The 509-nt window shown below is 47.9% G+C and carries 1 protein-coding gene; it reads right to left on the reverse strand.

Annotated features, from left to right (window positions below; translation table 11 throughout):
- Window positions 1-101: 101 nt before the first annotated feature.
- On the reverse strand, window positions 102-509 hold a 408-nt coding region (locus R7Q46_RS30540), incomplete at its 5' end, for a trypsin-like serine protease (RefSeq protein ID WP_318078761.1).

Here is a 509-nt window from a genome sequence, read left to right on the forward strand (position 1 = left end):
TCATTTTGACGACGCACTCATCACCATTTATACAGCACCGACCTAACACTAAAACGAGCAGCGACGTGCGCTGCTCGTTTCTTTCAACATCGTTAACGTGATTAAGCTTCGCGTCTGCGCCACCATGCTAAAGGAGCGAGCAGAGCCAACAACCAGAGATTTAGACTGCCGCCATCGTCATCGGAACCTTTGAAATCACAATTATTGGTTGCAATACCATCGTGACACTCTTGGCCCGCTTCTTCTCTAGCATTGATGATAAAATTTGGTTCAGTGATGTAACGGTTTGGTGGTGTGTCGGCAGTAATGTAAGACTGAACCCAATCGTAGTAGTTACTGACCTTCGTATAAAAACTTGGAATGGTCAGCGAGCCACAAGTCGGCAATACCAAAGGACCACCACTCACGACCCCAATTTGCTTGCCTGTCGCAATGTCCAGCAGCGGGCCACCGCTGTCCCCTTTACAAGCAGAGTTACCATATTGAGTGCTGCTGCTTGGCTCTAAAAT

This window comes from Vibrio sp. 811, assembly GCF_033339195.1.